The following is a 17,517-nucleotide window of genomic DNA, read 5'->3' as shown; positions in this document are numbered from 1 at the left end:
TCACTTATCTAATACAATTAATAAATCTCTCATATCATGATAAATCTCTTCTTCGTTCTCATTAATACTGTCATCTATATATTCATTTAAAATATGCCAATATTCAGCTTGAGTGACTCTGTTCATCAGAAAACCTCTTAAATTATCTGCAACAGATTTTTTGACAGCACTATCTTTAAAATAATATTTTAAAATATCGTGTGTGTGATTTAACAACATTTTATTTAATTCAGAGTTCTGAAATATACCTCTGTAATACTCTATTGGAATTTCCTCCGGCTTCTCGTAATCGGCCTCTTGAAACTTGTTAATAAGTTTTAATATTAATTTATAATACGTTGCTATAAACAAAAATGCAGAGTTTTTTCTAAAGTCCTTTACTCCACCTCTATACTTCAATTTTTCTTTTACATATTTCAAAATTAGATAAGGATATAAAAAATGTTCAATTGGCATTTTTTCAGTCTCATCATTAACTATGTCTTTCCACCTGTCTCCAGTTGGTGTTAATTCATTAGCTCTTCCGTAGGCTACATTTGGCATTTGTTTTATAGCTGCAGTAAATGACTGGATTACTTCTTTTGCTGGTAAAACATATTTTTTCTTACTGTTAACGCCCTCCAAAAGATAATTATAATCACTGTAGCCCATAAAAGAGTTTTTCTTGTTAACATCTAAAGTAATAAAAGCTCCTCTTTGTATTTCGTAATAAAAACCGAAAGATTTTTCCAATCTCCGTTGTAAATCTCTTTGAAAACGATCTAACGCATAAAAATCCAAACCTTTAACAGCATTTTGTGAATTAGTGTACCTAGTAATATTATCTCTCAATTCTTTCTTTTCTTCATTGGTAGCACTTTTTCTAGTTCTAATCACTTTAACTAATACATGACCTTCTTTATCAATGTCAGATAACTCACTGGAAGTTAATTTATTATAAAATTCACCAATTGTTTTGGCAGTTTGACATCCATTCACTATTTGAGGCGATTTTAGCGATATTATATTTGTTCGATCTTCATAAGTATCACAAACTATCGTAACACCGTTATTATAAAGCCAAAATTTATCAATTTGTTCTGACAAAGTAGATTTAATCCCTTTATTTATTTTGGTCCCTTTTAAATAATTTCTAATATTAGAATGAAATAATGTATTCCCTCCTTTGATAACAAAATTTGCAAAATCTTTTAGTTTGACCATTGCAACCAATGTCGTATCATAGGCATCAAAACTTTTTTCAATATTCATTTTAAATGTCTTATCCCTAAAATTTTTAGGGAGTTCACCATTTTTTATAGAGATTTGTTCAATTATTTTATTTATATCCCAAAATTCAAATTTTAATTGAGAGTTCGAGATTCTATTTTCTTTTAGTGTTTGCTTAAGTTGAATATCTTCCCATTCACTTATTTCATTATTAGTTACATAAAAACAATTTATATTTTCTCCATTTTGATAACTTTCTCTTATCTTTTTACAATTTTCTAGAACAATCGACCTTTCTGTTTCAGGTATATCTGATATTATTCGATTACAATCCACTAATAGAGCTTTCATTGCTTCTGGTGAATGTGCATTTTTATACTTTGACTGCATTATGCACAACTCATTATTCATTTCAAAAATTGCATCTATTCCACTATTGAAATTTCCTGATATTTCTGTTGCTTCTGCTACTTCATCTTCTCTAAGTTCAAAAACATTAAATAGAACCCATTCACAAAAGTTTTGTCCTTTTGAAACTGAATTATCTTGCCCACCTTCTTTAAGGTATTCGTTTATAGATTCGTTTACTTCATTATGGAGAACTTGATATAATATCTTTTTGTTATTCTTCACCTTCAACAAACACTCCCCCTAGTATTTATATATAATCAAAACTACCACATTTTTCATATATTTAACAGATTTTAATTTAATTTTCATTATGATTATAAAGACATTGTATAAAATTACAGGAAATCATATGGTATGATGTCACAAGTATACATGTACGAAAAGGAGAACACGATGCCATTACAACATTTTGATCAATATCCATTAAGCGATGAATTGAAACAAGCGCTAGAAGCGCTTCATTTCCATACACCTACACCCGTCCAGCACGAGACATTATCCGTTGCTTTTTCAAAGCAGGACCTTATTGTCAAATCTCAGACAGGTAGTGGCAAAACAGCAGCCTACGGTCTGCCAATTTGTGAAATGGTGGATTGGGCTGAGAATAAACCTCAAGCCCTCATCCTCGTCCCAACAAGAGAACTTGCCATGCAGGTCAAACAGGATCTGACCAGTCTCGGACGATTTAAACGAATCAAAGCGGCCGCCATTTACGGGAAAGCTCCATTTCAAGCACAAAAAATAGAGCTTGCACAAAAGAACCACATTGTGTGCGGAACGCCAGGACGAATATTGGATCACCTTGAAAAAGGGACACTTTCTTTAGACAATCTGTCATTTTTCGTGTTAGATGAAGCAGACGAAATGCTCAACATGGGATTTATTGATCAAGTCTCTTCTATTATTCAGCATCTGCCGCCAAAGCGGATGTCGATGTTATTTTCAGCGACGATGTCTGATGAAATGAAGGATTTGAGTGAGCAGTTTTTACAATCGCCAAAAGTGATAGAGATTGCTCGGGAGGAAACGACGAAGCAGCAAATCACCCACACGTTGATTGAAACCGAGGAAGAAGGCAAGTTTTCATTACTTCAACGAACGATTGTCATTGAAAATCCAGATAGCTGTATCATTTTTTGCAATACGCAGGAGCGAGTGAATGAGCTGACGATGAAGCTGGATGAATGGGATGTGCCTTGTGACAAAATTCACGGAGGCATGAGACAAGAAGACCGCTTTGCCGTCATGGATGAATTCAAAAACGGAGAATTCCGTTATTTGATCGCAACCGATATAGCAGCCCGAGGAATTGATGTCAGTGATATGACACATGTCATTCATTACGACTTGCCATATGAAAAAGAACGCTATATTCATCGGACCGGAAGAACTGGCAGAGCGGGTAAAAGCGGAAAAACGATTGCGTTTATGACAAGGCACGGGCAGCCGCTCATTGAAGAATTAAAGCAGGATGCCGGCATTGACTTTCAGACTCATCCTTATCCTACAAAAGAAGAAGCAGAGCAGCATGTAGCATCCTTTGAAGAGAAGATTGAAACGCCTATTCAAAAGGAAAACAAGCAGGCCGGTGTAGAGAAGGATATCATGAAGCTTTATTTTAACGGCGGGAAGAAAAAGAAACTCAGGGCCGTCGATTTCGTTGGGACCATTGCCAAAATAGAAGGCGTTGCATTTGATGACATTGGGATTATTACCATTCAGGAAACGAAAACGTATGTAGATATTTTAAATGGCAAAGGCCCTCTTGTGCTAAATGCGATGAGGCATACTACCATTAAAGGCAAGCAGTTAAAAGTACATGAAGCACGCTCATAACAAGTGAGGGCCTGGCGCCTTCACTTGTTTTTAATCAATATCACCACTTACAAACCCTTATACCGCAAGCTTTTTTCATGACCAACATGACAAATGTCATGTTGTATACATGATGGGTGCTACTATGAGCATCACACCTTTCCTTCTATACTTTGAAGTAGAAAGAAACGGAAAGGACTTGAACCTTCATGACAAATTCAACAAACACACAGCAGCAAGCCACTTTAAGAAAACAAGTAGGTCAATTTTCTGGTGCTGACTCTAAAAAAAGTATCATGCAGCTTTTCAATACATTTATCCCATTTTTCGGACTTTGGTTTCTAGCCTATTATAGTCTGAACATCTCCTATCTTCTCACCCTCTTCATTGCGGTTATTGCAGCTGGATTTTTAGTGCGCGTCTTTATCATTTTTCACGACTGCTGCCACCAATCTTTTTTTAAACAGAAGCCGCTGAATCACCTGTTTGGTTTCTTAACGGGTGTCCTCACCCTTTTCCCTTATCTTCAATGGCAAAGAGATCATTCGATTCACCATGCCACAAGCAGTAATTTAGATAAACGAGGTACTGGTGACATTTGGCTTCTGACAGTCAAAGAATATCAAGAAGCATCTGTATGGACGAAAATTCGTTACAGAATTTATCGTAATCCCTTTGTGATGTTTATTTTAGGACCGATCTTTGTGTTTCTCATTCAAAACCGTTTCAATGTGAAAAGTGCTCGTAAAAAAGAGCGCTGGAATACGTATTTGACAAACGTGACGATTGTTTTATTAGCAGCAGCCACATGTCTACTCTTTGGCTGGCAGGGCTTCCTACTTGTTCAAGGTCCGATTTTCCTCATTTCTGGATCAATCGGTGTATGGTTATTTTATGTGCAGCATACATTTGAAGATTCTTACTTTGAAGCAGATGAACATTGGAATTATGTGCAGGCAGCTGTAGAAGGCAGTTCCTTTTACAAATTGCCAAAGCTCCTTCAATGGTTAACAGGTAATATCGGGTACCACCATGTCCATCATTTAAGCCCGAGGGTACCAAATTATCATTTAGAGCATGCCCATGAGCATAGTGAGCCGCTTCAAAATGTTCCAACCATCACGTTGAAAACTAGCATTGAGTCAATGAAGTTCAGGCTATGGGATGAAGATACGAAAGCATTTGTTACCTTTAAAGAAGCACGTCAGATTAGAAACACCCCTGTGATAAAAGGAGACATACTCAAGAAGAATGCATAATTGGCGCAAGCTCTTTCTTACAATAGAAGGAGCTTGTTGTATTTGCAGGATGCGGTAACGTGTTCAATTTGATAAAGTAGTGAAAAAGACTGAAAAAATGGAAAAGGTGAATCACGGATGAAAAAACAACTAAAAATTCAAAAACTGCATGGGATTTCCCCATATATATGGGCGATTTTTTTCATCCTGCCCTTTTACTTTATCTTTAAGACCCCTTCCACTTTAGGCATTGTGATCGGCATTATTTTAAACGTCGTCTTTTTTGCTGTCTACCGTTTCGCCTTTGTCGCAAAAGGGTGGTCTTTATATGTATTCGGCCTTCTATTAATCGCCATTTCGACTGGCTATGTGATGCTTTACAGCTACATTTATTTTGCTTTTTGTATCGCCTATTTCAATGGACATATCAAAAAAAAGGTCCCTTTCTATATCCTATACTATATTCATCTAGCGAGCGCCGCCGTGGCGGTGAACTTTAGTTTGATCTTAAAAAAAGGCTGGTTTCTCACACAAATTCCGTTTGTTGTGATCACACTTATTAGCGCCATCCTCCTCCCTCTGAGTATTCGAAGCAGGAAGGAACGTGAACGGCTCGAGGAGAAATTAGAATATGCAAACGAACGGATCGCCGATCTTGTGAAGCTTGAAGAAAGACAGCGCATTGCACGTGACCTGCATGACACACTTGGACAAAAGCTCTCTCTCATCGGTTTAAAGAGTGATCTTGCCCGTAAACTTGTGTATAAAGATCCTGAACAGGCCCGTGCCGAACTAAAAAGTGTGCAGCAGACAGCTAGAACGTCTCTTAATGAAGTGCGAAAAATTGTTTCCTCCATGAAAGGTATTCGGATCAAAGATGAAATATTGAACATTCGGCAAATTCTTGAAGCGGCCGATATTGAATTGATTTATGATGAAAAGGAAGCACCAAAACACATCTCTCTCCTCAACGAAAACATCGTGAGCATGTGCATCAAAGAAGCTGTAACGAATGTCGTCAAACATAGTGATGCCACTGTCTGTAAGCTCACCATTCATCAAAAGTCAAAGGAAGCCGTCATTACAGTTGAGGATAATGGAACATTTAAAGGTGATCATCCATCCTCGCAAACGAAGGGACATGGCCTTTTAGGCATTAGAGAAAGATTGGAATTTGCAAATGGACGCCTGCGCATTGAGACAAAGGACGGGACAAAGCTGATCATGAGCATTCCAAATGATTCAGCAGCAAAACATAAGGAGGCAATAAAATGATTAATATCTTTATCGCAGAAGATCAGCAAATGCTGCTTGGTGCTCTTGGGTCGCTTCTCGATTTAGAAGACGATATGACCGTTGTTGGAAAAGGGACAAACGGCCAGGACGCCATTGATTTTGCTAAAAAACATCCAGTCGATATTTGTTTAATGGATATTGAAATGCCCGGGAAATCTGGGCTCGACGCCGCTGAAGAACTCAAAAAGTCTGATGTGAAGATCATCATTTTAACGACCTTTGCCCGCTCTGGATATTTCCAAAGAGCACTGAAAGCTGGCGTTAGCGGCTACATGCTGAAAGACAGTCCAAGTGAAGATCTGGCAAGTGCCATTCGCAGCGTGATGAAAGGGAAAAAGGTGTACGCCCCTGAATTAATGGAAGACTTATACAGTGACGAAAACCCTTTAACCGAACGAGAAAGATCTGTTCTTGAACTCGTCGCAGACGGCAAAAACACAAAAGAGATCGCAAAGGAACTAAGCATTAAAAGCGGCACTGTCCGAAACTATATATCCATTATTTTAGATAAACTAGAAGTCAAAAATCGAATTGAAGCCATCACACGCTCAAAAGAAAAAGGCTGGTTTAAATAAGAAAAAAGATCAGGTCACATGCTGCCTTGATCTTTTTTTCTTTCTATGAGAAATTCTCTGTTTTTTTTATCACCAACTATCAAAATGTAATTGACAACAGACCGCAATTCTGTGATATGATAACTTAGTGATAATAATTATCATTATCACTAATACAACCAAATATCCGGCTCATGTGCCGATTTCAAAGGAGTCTACATTCATGAAGAAAATATTGTTCCCTCTGATGCTCATTTTCGTACTTGCGTTGAGCGCATGTGGCAATAGCAGCAACTCTTCCTCAAATAAAGGAAATCAATCAACGTCATCTGACACGATTACATATCAATCTGAAAATGGACCTGTGAAGCTACCAGCGAATCCAAAACGTGTCGTGGTTCTCGGCTCTTATTCAGGAAATGTCATGTCACTTGGTGTGAACCTTGTAGGCGTTGACTCTTGGTCAAAAAAGAATCCACGTTTCCAAAAGAAATTAAAAAATGTAGCAGAAGTTTCGGATGAAAATGTAGAAAAAATCATGAAGCTAAAGCCTGATGTCATCATCGGTTTGAGCAATGCAAAAAATGTAGAAAAACTTAAAAAAATCGCCCCGACAGTCTTGTTCACGTACAACAAAGTCGATTACCTTCAGCAGCATATTGAAATTGGAAAAGTCTTAAACAAAGAAAAAGAAGCGAGAGCTTGGGTAAAAGATTTCAAAAAACGTGCAACTGAAGCTGGAAAAGAAATCAAAGCAAAAATTGGTAAAGATGCGACAGTATCTGTCTTTGAAAGCGGCACAAAAGATCTCTATGTATTTGGAGATGCATGGGGTCGTGGAACCGAAATTCTCTATCAAGCAATGAAACTGAAAATGCCTGAAAAAGTAAAAGAAAAAGCATTAAAAGCCGGTTATTACGCGGTGTCACAAGAGGTTATCCCTGAATTTGCCGGGGACTACATGATCATTAGTAAAAACAATGAAATGGACAATTCCTATCAAAACAGTGAAATCTATAAGTCCATCCCTGCTGTGAAAAAACATCGTGTGTACGTAGCAAATGCTGAAGAATTTTACTTTAATGACCCACTCACACTTGAATATCAACTATCATTCTTTAAAAAGCATTTTTTAGGTAAATAAGCTGAAGCAAGGGATCTTCTTCCCTTGCTTTTTTTGTCTGCTTCTAGCGGGAGTACTGGCCCTATGATGTGTATGAGATCAACGATTTTCATCAGGCGATATACAGCTGTCAAAGTACGACCACTGTCATTGGTGCCGGATGATTTCACATTTATTCAAACAAATGAATGAAAGCGAAGAAAAACAAAGCTTGTACACGATCCTGCGTAGGTTTCATTTTACGGAAAAAGATCTCTTAAAAGGTGTTCGGCTAAAGCAGCTATTTAACTTTGACATTCCGTTTCTCGCCGGGCTGCTGCACAGCTGCTTTGCTGTACAATCTGGCTGTTTTTTTTATTCGGCGGTGAGCTGTGAATACAAATGCGGATGGTCGTATCAATTGATACCGTTTTTGTCATGTACTTCCCATAGGCAAAGGCCTATGGGGGATTGTGCTTTATTTTGTTGATTCAAACTGATGCGATAAGATGTGATCTCTTGCTGCATAAGCTTTTTGTTTGATCTCTTCTAGGTTCACTCCAACTAGCTTCCCATTTTGCTTCACTGCCTTTCCGGCAACATAGACGGAATCAACATTTGAAGGGTGTGCCGTTTGGACAACCGCTCCAGCTGGATCTGTCATTGGAAGTAGATTCATGCTTGTCCGATCAATCAAGATGAAATCAGCTTCTTTTCCAGGTGTGAGTGATCCAATTTTGTCATCAAGCTTCAATGCACGGGCTCCATTTATCGTTGCTGCTTCCAGCATTTGATGAGCAGACAGGCCAAGCTCAGGTCCTGGCATCGTCCCCTCCATCAATAAAGCTTGATTTTGGATCGCCCGCTCTGCCTGAAGTCCGAATTTCATTTGGGTAAACAAATCACCTCCTGTGGCTGTCACCACATCTACACCGAGCGTTGGAAGAACTCCATTCTCAATGGCGAGCCCCGTTACAGGATAACCGTGCCCCATCATCATTTCAATCTCCGGTGTAATGGATATTGAGCTTCCACTGTCGGCGAGCATTTTCATTTGTTCTGCATCAATTGCATTAATATGCACCATATTCAGATCAGGCCCCAGCAGCCCTGCTTGATGAAGCCGCTCAATCGAACGATCCGCTGCCCCCCAATTTCCAAAGCCAATGTGCATACTACATAATGCATCTAGGGATCTTGCTGTTTCAATTTCATATACCGAGGTCTCCCATGAGGAAAACTCAGGGCCACGAATGGCAAGTCCCATCGTCAGCAGCTGGTCTGACGATTGAAAATGCGTTTTTTTCACGCGGGCTGCGTCTTCCATATTCGTCAGTGTACTCTCTCTATCCCAATACTCTGCATCTCCAGAGGTACCAAAACCAAAGACAGCACGAATGCCTGCATCTTTTAATCCTTCAATGAGCTCATCTGTATGATCTATTGAATTGATCATCGTCCAATCGAAAAATGTGGTTACCCCTGCATCTAAAGCCTCTAGTGCCCCTAAGTAATTAGCAATTCGATCATCTGATGGCCGTCTCATGGCTCCATAGTTGCCATAATAGATTTTGCTCAAATACGTCTGCAAAGACCAATCTGCTCCTATGCCCCTTATGACAGACTGCCACACATGACGATGGGTATCCACAAGCCCTGGCATGATGACCATGTCAGATGCATCGACAATGTCAGCACCACTTGCTTCAATCGAAGGCCCAACTTCTACAATGTGTGCCCCTTCAATTAATAGATCTCCCTTTTCCAAAAAACCTAAAGATGGATCAAGTGTAATGAGCGCCGCATCTTTAAACAATGTTTTCTTCATTCATATCCCCCTTTTCAAATAACGAGGATGAGCCTCACCCTCTATGCCATTTTAAAACATAATAGGATCAAATTAGAAGAAAAGTGACTCAAGGAATGTGGTTTATGAGCTAATATTCCGAAAATAGTCGTATATCCGTTTTAATTTCACGTCATGCTTCCCTTTTGGACTTTCCATCATGCCAAATTCGAAGAACTTCACCGGTTTAATCCCGACATATTGTAAAAGAGCTCGTTTCATTAAGATTTTGTGGGCATTTTGCAAAAAGAAGAAAGGGTAGTGGGTCGGTCCTTGCATTGTCGATACACATACAGCCCTCTTTCCTTTTAACAAGCCTTCTGGAAGCAGCCCGCCTGTTTGACGGTAAGCAAAATTTGCTGCAAACATTCGATCAATAAAACCAAGCAGCATGGCTGGCGGCCGCCCCCACCAAATCGGATAAACAAACACGATATTGTCTGCCCATTTGATTTTCTCTTGATATTCTTGAATCTCAGGGTCCTTATGCATATCACGTCTTTTTTTCACTTCATTAAAAATAAGTACAGGATCAAATTTGTCTTGGTATAAATCTATGATTCTCACTTCTTGAACGTTTGGATTTTCTTCACTGCCCTTTAGGATTTCTTTAAAAAAAGCACCATTTAAACTATTGTGATGGGGGTGAGTATAAATCATGAGTACATTCATGGCTCGTCCCTTTTAGTTATCATTTGATAACAAAAATCGTATACCTTTCTTATTTAGTTGTCAAATGATAATTGTTTTTTGATAACAAATTTGATATGGTACGTAGGAGGTGAAAAATGATGAAAAACCCACATTTTTTCAAAGAATTTGTTGCATTTGCTTCTACTTTTTCTGAGCTGAAACATGCCATGATGAGCAAGATCAAACCATCTGATCTAACCACTCTACAATATTTGATTCTGGAGCAGTTAGCCGTCAGTGAGCCGCTAACACCTAGTGAAATCGCCGATTGTCAGCACATGTCTCTTCCGAATGTCAGCAGAGAATTGAAAAAGCTTCACGAAAAACAATTCATTGATAGACAAGAAGATAAAGATGACAAGCGAAAACATGTCATTATGCTGTCTAAAAAAGGCCGTGCGTGTATGGACAAAGCATTTCAACAAATTGAATCCATGCTCATGGACAGCCTTTCTTCCTCTGACCAAAATCAAATGGATGATATCGTACAAGCTCTCCGTCTATTAAATCAAACCATCTTCAAAAAATGATCGAATGAAAAAAGCATGAGCGTATCGCTCATGCAAATGATTTTTGAACACATTAGTAAAGAGATGCCAAAAGATACGTGATGAAACCTACTATTGGAATAATCAGGATCATCAGCTTCAATGTTTTATTCGTATTCTTATATAAATTCCACAACAAGACTGGTACACCAAACGTCAATGTATCAAAGACAGCAAGCACTGCCCCTTTACGCTGTTCTTTATGAGCCATTTGAAAACCTCCAATTCACCAAACTTTTTTCACACAATAACCTGCTATCCCAGCCGATATTCCTGCATTAATGACTGTACATGCTATACAACCAACAGGTCCTGTTAAACAAACATAATAACAAGCCCCAAGAACCATTGAACGAAGCGGAAGAGATTCATTCGGGCCACTTTTCTTTTTTAAACAACTCCAAAATTTGTTCCAATTAAAGCTCGTTTGAATTTCCGAATCTTCAGCATTCATAATTTTTCTATTTAATTCCATCATATCTTTTTTCGCACCGTTTTCACCATAGGTAAAAGATCCTTTTAAAAACTCCCCATTTGGATTGATATGAAACTCATTCTTCAACTTTCCATTTTGAATGAAATATGAGTGTAAATTACCTTGCTCATCGTATTCCGCAAGTTGAATATAATGGGACTTTATCTGACTTAGTGAAATTGAAATAAATGATGCTGTGCTTACTAGCTGATTATCTGCTTTCTTCTTTGTTAGATAAAAATAAACAACATTCGCTTTAGCATCATTCAAATGAACTGCTACACTTTCTCCATTTAATTGATACCCTTTTTTGTAGGCTATTTCTTTTGCCTGTAAAAATTGAAAGCTCTTTTTTGTTTTTTTATGAGCCTTTCAGCCACTTTATTGTTTTGTATCTTTTCAAAAGGCATATCCTCTTTTATGCTAACAGCTTTCCCCACAGGATATTGTCCGCATAGAAGTGAAATGAATAATAAAACAACAAGCATCTTCCTTACTTTCATTATGTAGCCTCCTTTAATAAATCCCATAAAAATTATACCTTTTTATGGAAAATGACATAAGAGGTTTATTTACCAAAAAAAACCACTATAAATAATGTAGCATATCTCCTACTTGATATCATTTCCTTCAGGTAATTGAATCGTCAGTATGTCTGAGATAAATGAACGGGGTGTAACTGATGCTTGCCCCGAGACAGTAGACAACAAAAAAGCGCCGGATGTTTTCCATCCAACGCTTCTTCAAATGACATGTTCAACATCACGTCTCTTTTGCTCTATGTATCCTTTATCCAATAAGCTGATAGGCGATATATAATGCAACCAGCCAGATCATGACCGCAGAGGCTTTATTGATCCGGTTCATCCACTTGCCGTTTGTATCTAGCTTTCCTAACATTTTCCCGAGAAGAGCAAGACCCATAAACCATAACCACGAGACAATGATACAGGCTGCGGTAAATGCCAATTTTTCCGCCCCATGATATTGCAGAGAGTTCGTTCCTATCACTCCTATTGTATCGAGAATCGCGTGAGGATTTAAAAGTGAAACGGAACAGGCAAATATGATTTGTTTTCTCACGGGCATCAAGTCCATCTTTTCTTGATTACCTGTTGCGGAGCTCGTGTTCCAAACTGACCACCCCATATAAAGTAAAAAGAAAAATCCAATGATAAAAAGAGCTATTTGCAAGATCGGAATGGTGAGAACAACAACCGAAACCCCAATGACAGCTAAAGTGATTAAAAGTGTGTCGCAGAGGGCGGCTGTGATGACCACAGGCAGCACGCGATATAATCGAGGCTGAAGGGCTCCTTGCTGAAATACAAATACATTTTGCGCGCCCAAAGGTAAAATAAGACCAAAGGCAAGCACAATCCCATGAATTATCGCAATCGACATTTTCAGAACATTCTCCTTTTATGGAAATACTTTAATACGTATTAATAGCTTAAAACTTTCTAAAAATTTGATTTTCCGTACAAAAAAGCGCTGGATGCTTCAATCCAAACGCTTTGATATTGTAGTTAGTGTTTAAAAGTGTACTGACTTGGTACTATACCATTTTCTTCGGCTTCAGCAATAACTTCACTAATTAAAGATTCAATACTAAATTTAAATTTTGTCAGATCTGAATTTGGCGTCAGGGGTAAAAATGAAATGCTTCTTCCTGCTATTTCCTCTAGATTAATGTTATTTTGTTTTTGTTCAGGATATAGTACCACGACTTTGTGAACTGGCCTAATTCTATCTGTTTTTTTTCTACCATAAATAAATTTAGACCTTACATTATCTGCATAACTAGTTAATTGAACCGATTGATTATTCTTTACTTCATTTTCTACAAAATGTCTTGCTCTATATTTTGTGTCTAACAAAATAGTCCCAACATAAATCTCTTTAATATATACGTCTAATCGCATGTCAGGTTTCGTATTCTTTCCTGTTGTATATATAGGCTTATCGTGTAGATCAGTTTTCTCTTGTTTTTTTGGAATCAAACTATTATACAAAACATTTACCACTAAATCACCTTTAATAAGTTTAAATTTTGTTCCTTCCGGTATAATAGGTATTAATAAATTTTTGCTATTCCCCCAATAAGAATTGTTAAAATAGTCGCTTGGATCAATTTCAAAATTATATTCAGTCTTACTAAGTACTTCTATTAATTGAATAAATCCCCAAATTTCATATAGTTGATCAGTTCTTTTCCAATGATAATTCCACTTAGAATCAAAGTCTATATTTTTTTCATTTGAAAACATCAATTTATTTATTTCAATAAATTTTTTGTAACGAAAATCTAAATATACTTTACTGTAATTTAAGAAGGTAGTATTTTTATTTTCGATTTCTTTATACCAATTATTTTCTCTCAACTTATTTAAAGAGTTTATCATTTTAGTCGCATCAGCAGAATAACTTTCTAATTCTTGAAGTAAGTCTTCCTTTATGCTATTGGGTATATTCCGAAAACTTTTTATAATATTTATTATTTTCTTCCAAACTGTATTTTATGGATTCTAAAAATTTATTTAAAAGAACAACCCAATTCTCCACAATTTTTTTAATATTATATTTTCAGGGTTGTTATAACTGATTACTTTTTGAGAGATTTTATATATTGAGTAGACTCAGGGTGTTTAAGTCTATGCCTTATAGAAATCGAATCTATGTTTAAAGACTGATTTATACTTCTCATCTCGTAATCTTTTTTAATTGAGTGCCTCGGATTTCCAATTAAATCAGTGAGAATACTTCGTATTTCATTAAAATGTTGCTTTAAAACAAAGTATTTATCTAGCATTTGCGAATCTACTTTTATATTACTATCTTTCTTTTTATTAGGCTGTTTCCTTACAATATCTATTGCTAGGCCTTTTAAGTAAGTTTGTACATCCTCTCTCATAATTGATATGGAGTCTTCTGTTAAATGTTTTGCTTTAACTTTTATATAAGAATAATAAACAATATCTTTGATTATTACTTTTATTGTATAAATTCCAGGTATATATGGATAATATTCTTTTCCGCTATTTGGATATTCAAATAATTTAACAGTTGTATTTGAGAATATATACTTTTCTTCAAGTTCTTCATCGTATATTAATGCTTCATCATTCAATATATCAAATCCATCCATGTAACAAGTCGCAGATTGATCTTCACTATAAAACGTTAATTTTAAAGGTGAATTTTCTTCAAATTCAATATATTTTTGATAGTTTTCATCCAAATCATTTAAATTCGTAAAAAAATATAATTCACTATACTCCTTTGTAGCATGAGGCTCCTTTCTTTTTAAGTAAGTTAAAATAATTTTAAATTGATTTTTATCTTCAAATAGAGTATCCATTATAATTTATTTCTTCCACCTTCTGATTTATAATTTCTCTACTCTTATAAAATCTCGAAACATGCTCATACTTATCAAATAATTCAACAATACTACTTTTCTCCTTTTTATTTGTCTCAATCAATAAATTTTTTAGTTGTTCACCAGTTCCTCTTACCTTAGTTAGAATACGCTGTACGATTTGAATATCAAAAGCATCTCCTCTTGTAATACTACTTATATTAGGGAGGTTTTTTATGTACATATCTATTTGTTTAACTATTCTTGGACCTACTCCTAGTTGCTTATTAGTTATTTGAAACAGATTATGAAGATCCCATAGGAAATCTAGTTCATCGTCATTTAATCTCAAATCTGTACCTTGATCCCTGAAAGAATTATAAGTACTTAGTTTAATTTCATCTGTTCTGGCCCTTTTCTTCTCTTCAGAAACCTCTCTTATTCCACGAAATGGTAAAATTTCTAACGAAAAAACATTTGCTCTATCTAAAACTTTATCAGAGAAATGATAAGTTGATTCATCTATATTTACAGTACCTACAAATAGTACGTTGTCCCCTATGGATATCGTTGGTGGAAATTGAGCTGAATTATATAGCCTACTTTCTAAATCATCGTTATAAAGCCTTAGAACTCTTTTGCCTTTACTCATCTCTAAAATTGAAAGAAATTGGGAGAAATAATGCTCTACTCTTGCTAAATTCATTTCATCAAAACAAATAATAAACAATTCATCTTTTTCACTACGCTCAGCCTTTATTAAAGTGTTAATTAAACCCGAATCCCCCGGTCTATACACCATATTAAGGGTATCAGCAAAACCAATTAAATCAGAATCTGATGTCCATGATGGACTAACTGGTATGATTGTCAAATTATCTTTAAGACCTAATGAATATCCATAGGTTTCAACTAATTTTGATTTTCCTGTCCCACTCATTCCTGCTAAAATTACTAGAGACGATATCTTCATTGCTGTATGGAAATTAACTAAATCTTCTTCACTATATTGAAGTCCCCATTCCTTTGTTATTTTCATAAACTGCTTTAAAAAATCTTCCTCTTTTTCTAATGTTGTAATTTCTTTAGGAGTAATTGTTTCGTTTAATTGTTCTTTAACAACTTCAATTGGCTCTGGAGTTATTGTTTTTTCATCTTTTTCAATCTCTTCTGTAAGAGTTAAATACTTCTCCAGAGGCATGAAAAGCAAATCAGGGCAAAATTCTCCATAATAGCATTCATCAGCAATTTCTCTCTTTAATACAGATTCTTTTATTCCTTCTTTCTCCTTTAAATTGAATCCACCGTATGCATACTGATGCTGCACAAACTCACCAAATATTTTGAATTCATCAGTATCTTCTTCTTTCCATATAATTAATGAAGGAGTATCTTCTGGTTCATGAGAGATATTTTCTATTCTTCCTATAAATTTCCCGTTTGATAATTTAAAAAAGAAATCGTCAAAGGTGTATTCATGGCTTTTCGAACTAAAAATAGGTATTGGTATTAGATTTAAATCGTTAGTAAAGCTAGGCAGCTTGTGAATTATCCTAACATTAATCGCATTATAAACTTCTTGTTGTCTATAAACACCGTCTTGTTGTGTATTATATATTAAACGTCTTTCTACATTAAATATAAAAAGCTTATCTTCTAGCCAATTTTTTAACTTTTTTTTCCTTTCCTCATCAGTCACTTGTAAATCATCATTAAAGCCCCAATTTTCAAGAGCAGAATTAAAACAAGTAACAGTTTTTACATTAGGAAAACTTGCTGCACCTTGAGAAATTATTCTAATGTTCATTTGTAAGCTATTATGCTTATTTATAAAAATCGAGTCTCTATATTGAGAATCTAATTTTTCATAGTTGTCTAAAACACCTACTAAGTCTGTATTCCATGTTCTTGTGCTCATTTATTCATCCTTCTTTCTAATTCTTCTCTTAAGACCTTAAAATCTTTGAAATCATTTATTGATTGATTTTTCTCAATTTTTATACTTCTTTTATATTGAGCTGGCACTAAAAAACTTAATATCCATATTTCTCTGAAACTCTTAATAAAGTCAGTATTAGAAATTTGGAGAATATCTCTGGTATTCACAACGTTAAGTCCTTTCTTTTTTAAATTATCAGTTATTTCATTTTGTGGATCCCCTAATATTAAAATTTCCGAAAATAAATTTTGAGCCTCCTCTATACTAGATGCGACTTCATTTGTATTAGATAACAATTCCTGTGCTTCTTTTAGTTGTTTATTATAGAGAAGCAATTCAGAATTAATTTCCAATATCTTCTTTTCGCTTTTTTTTGATTTTTCTTTTTCAATTTTTAATTCTTTTTTTAATACATTATTACTTTCAGTAAGCACTCTTATATCTTCTTTATATTTTTTGCTAAGAGTATTTAACTCTTTAGTTATTGCCTGATTCTTCTTCTTATACTCATCTAATTTTTTTTCGATTTTTTTGACATTCACTTTAAAATTTTGCGCATTTCCAGATGGTTCATTAGCGTTACTCATTTCAATATCAGCTAAGTTATTTTTTTTATACTTATTCAAAATTAAAACTTTAAAATCTTTTGCTATATTATGGTGTTCCGTTTTTTCACTTGAAAGTAATGCCCCAAAAATAAAGTGCAAGTTTAATCCGTCTTCATACAAGGTTATTAATTTTTCTTTCCCTACACCCCTTATATCTTCTGAAGAAATTTGTTTATCGGAGTTTAAAGGCTTGATATTCAATTTGTTATAATATTTAATGATTTTTTCGAAATTATTAATTAGTTGGACTGTTACAATTTTTTTTGAAGTTGAGATATTTTTAGCATTAAGTTCTCTAAACCCTTTAATTTTGATATTCAAATTTTTAATGATAACAATTAGTTCTGTATCTGGTATAATCCCTATTATTTCTTTCCATATTTCTTTATCCAAAATTATTTCCCTCTCTAAATTACTTAAAT

Annotated in this window: 18 protein-coding genes; 6 read left to right on the top strand and 12 right to left on the bottom strand. The window is 35.4% G+C overall.

Translation table 11 applies throughout. From position 1 onward, the window contains the following. Nucleotides 1-1,842, bottom strand: coding sequence for an AIPR family protein (locus tag GPA07_RS06630; protein ID WP_232532152.1), 1,842 nt, complete (start codon nt 1,840-1,842; stop codon nt 1-3). 171 nt (nt 1,843-2,013) lie between these two features. On the opposite strand from GPA07_RS06630, the gene GPA07_RS06625 reads away from it, so the two are divergent. The 5 genes from GPA07_RS06625 to GPA07_RS06605 all read left to right on the top strand — a co-directional run bounded on the left by GPA07_RS06625 (nt 2,014) and on the right by GPA07_RS06605 (nt 7,667). Continuing rightward, the gene (locus GPA07_RS06625; RefSeq protein ID WP_157292235.1) at nt 2,014-3,456 is read left to right on the top strand and encodes a DEAD/DEAH box helicase; all 1,443 of its coding nucleotides are present in this window, start codon (nt 2,014-2,016) and stop codon (nt 3,454-3,456) included. 188 nt (nt 3,457-3,644) lie between these two features. Further along, the gene (locus tag GPA07_RS06620) at nt 3,645-4,694 is read left to right on the top strand and encodes a Delta(5) desaturase DesA (protein ID WP_071168790.1); all 1,050 of its coding nucleotides are present in this window, start codon (nt 3,645-3,647) and stop codon (nt 4,692-4,694) included. A 117-nt stretch (nt 4,695-4,811) separates the two neighbouring features. After that, nucleotides 4,812-5,948 (top strand): sensor histidine kinase, encoded by a 1,137-nt coding sequence (locus GPA07_RS06615; protein WP_157292234.1) that lies wholly within the window; start codon nt 4,812-4,814, stop codon nt 5,946-5,948. Further along, nucleotides 5,945-6,544, top strand: a complete 600-nt coding sequence (locus tag GPA07_RS06610; protein WP_071168788.1) for a response regulator transcription factor — start codon at nt 5,945-5,947, stop codon at nt 6,542-6,544. Before GPA07_RS06615 ends, GPA07_RS06610 begins: the two co-directional genes overlap by 4 nt. 202 nt (nt 6,545-6,746) lie before the next feature. Continuing rightward, entirely contained in the window at nt 6,747-7,667 is a 921-nt protein-coding gene (locus tag GPA07_RS06605; RefSeq protein ID WP_008356315.1) for an iron-hydroxamate ABC transporter substrate-binding protein, read from the top strand. A gap of 263 nt (nt 7,668-7,930) precedes the next feature. Here the strand turns inward: GPA07_RS06605 and GPA07_RS19130 are convergent, their stop codons facing one another. The 3 genes from GPA07_RS19130 to GPA07_RS06590 all read right to left on the bottom strand — a co-directional run bounded on the left by GPA07_RS19130 (nt 7,931) and on the right by GPA07_RS06590 (nt 10,143). Next, a complete protein-coding gene (locus GPA07_RS19130; RefSeq protein ID WP_442859324.1) occupies nt 7,931-8,065 on the bottom strand; it encodes a hypothetical protein in 135 nt (44 codons plus the stop codon). Between the two features lie 38 nt (nt 8,066-8,103). After that, a complete protein-coding gene (locus GPA07_RS06595; protein ID WP_157292233.1) occupies nt 8,104-9,453 on the bottom strand; it encodes an amidohydrolase family protein in 1,350 nt (449 codons plus the stop codon). Between the two features lie 102 nt (nt 9,454-9,555). Then, the gene (locus tag GPA07_RS06590) at nt 9,556-10,143 is read right to left on the bottom strand and encodes an NAD(P)H-dependent oxidoreductase (RefSeq protein WP_157292232.1); all 588 of its coding nucleotides are present in this window, start codon (nt 10,141-10,143) and stop codon (nt 9,556-9,558) included. Nucleotides 10,144-10,262: 119 nt separating this feature from the next. On the opposite strand from GPA07_RS06590, the gene GPA07_RS06585 reads away from it, so the two are divergent. Next, nucleotides 10,263-10,694, top strand: coding sequence for a MarR family winged helix-turn-helix transcriptional regulator (locus tag GPA07_RS06585; protein WP_065461571.1), 432 nt, complete (start codon nt 10,263-10,265; stop codon nt 10,692-10,694). A 52-nt stretch (nt 10,695-10,746) separates the two neighbouring features. Here GPA07_RS06585 and GPA07_RS18610 read toward each other — a convergent pair whose 3' ends face one another. The 8 genes from GPA07_RS18610 to GPA07_RS06545 all read right to left on the bottom strand — a co-directional run bounded on the left by GPA07_RS18610 (nt 10,747) and on the right by GPA07_RS06545 (nt 17,488). After that, nucleotides 10,747-10,923 (bottom strand): hypothetical protein, encoded by a 177-nt coding sequence (locus tag GPA07_RS18610; protein ID WP_198303844.1) that lies wholly within the window; start codon nt 10,921-10,923, stop codon nt 10,747-10,749. 15 nt (nt 10,924-10,938) lie between these two features. Next, nucleotides 10,939-11,457, bottom strand: a complete 519-nt coding sequence (locus GPA07_RS06580) for a hypothetical protein (protein ID WP_157292231.1) — start codon at nt 11,455-11,457, stop codon at nt 10,939-10,941. 47 nt (nt 11,458-11,504) lie between these two features. Further along, nucleotides 11,505-11,690 (bottom strand): hypothetical protein, encoded by a 186-nt coding sequence (locus GPA07_RS06575; protein WP_157292230.1) that lies wholly within the window; start codon nt 11,688-11,690, stop codon nt 11,505-11,507. A gap of 286 nt (nt 11,691-11,976) precedes the next feature. Continuing rightward, nucleotides 11,977-12,591, bottom strand: a complete 615-nt coding sequence (locus GPA07_RS06565) for a LysE/ArgO family amino acid transporter (protein ID WP_157292229.1) — start codon at nt 12,589-12,591, stop codon at nt 11,977-11,979. A gap of 125 nt (nt 12,592-12,716) precedes the next feature. Continuing rightward, a complete protein-coding gene (locus GPA07_RS06560) occupies nt 12,717-13,592 on the bottom strand; it encodes a nuclease domain-containing protein (protein WP_157292228.1) in 876 nt (291 codons plus the stop codon). A 200-nt stretch (nt 13,593-13,792) separates the two neighbouring features. Further along, complete coding sequence (locus tag GPA07_RS06555; RefSeq protein ID WP_157292227.1) at nt 13,793-14,548, bottom strand: hypothetical protein; 756 nt, start codon at nt 14,546-14,548, stop codon at nt 13,793-13,795. Further along, nucleotides 14,532-16,466: an McrB family protein gene (locus GPA07_RS06550; protein WP_071168782.1), complete on the bottom strand. Its 1,935-nt coding sequence runs from the start codon at nt 16,464-16,466 to the stop codon at nt 14,532-14,534. The genes GPA07_RS06555 and GPA07_RS06550 overlap by 17 nt, the downstream gene beginning before the upstream one ends. After that, nucleotides 16,463-17,488 carry a hypothetical protein gene (locus tag GPA07_RS06545; protein ID WP_157292226.1) on the bottom strand — a complete coding sequence of 342 codons (1,026 nt, stop codon included), beginning with the start codon at nt 17,486-17,488 and terminating at the stop codon, nt 16,463-16,465. The genes GPA07_RS06550 and GPA07_RS06545 overlap by 4 nt, the downstream gene beginning before the upstream one ends. Between the last annotated feature and the right edge of the window lie 29 nt (nt 17,489-17,517).

The organism is Bacillus sp. ms-22 (assembly GCF_009759805.1).
Taxonomy (GTDB): domain Bacteria; phylum Bacillota; class Bacilli; order Bacillales; family Bacillaceae; genus Bacillus; species Bacillus xiamenensis.
Note: the sequence above shows the minus strand (reverse complement) of the source record. Positions and strands in the feature narration are given on the sequence as shown.